Annotated in this window: 1 protein-coding gene; it reads left to right on the forward strand. The window is 63.7% G+C overall.

Features of this window, described 5'->3' with window-relative positions; genetic code table 11:
* Positions 1-31: 31 nt before the first annotated feature.
* Positions 32-331: hypothetical protein (locus AC1RPQ_RS08240; protein WP_481762301.1), on the forward strand; the 300-nt coding region annotated here is incomplete at its 3' end.

Consider the following 331-nt stretch of genomic DNA (forward strand, 5'->3'; position numbering starts at 1 on the left):
GATCGACGGTGGCCGGATCAGTGTTCTCCCGTTGACGGGTGAAACGGATTACAGTGCAGCTGTTGCCGGCACATTTGCGAAGTTCCAGCAGGCGACGGCCGCCTCGAAAGCGGACAACCACGCGGATCCGGTGGCGATGAATCACGTCGAGGCCGGGATCCTCAACCTGGTTGCGGCGGTGTTCCCCGGCCAATTCGCCGCGTTGGACCGGTTCGCACACGATCATGAGGTGTTCCAGTCCGCGACGGTCGCCCGTTTCGACCGGGAGGTGCAGTTCTACCTCGCCTATACCGAGTACCTGGCTCGCGCGACCGGGGACACGGTCGCATCC

The sequence above is a fragment of the Dellaglioa sp. CoH-57-MRSF-21 genome (assembly GCF_056781915.1).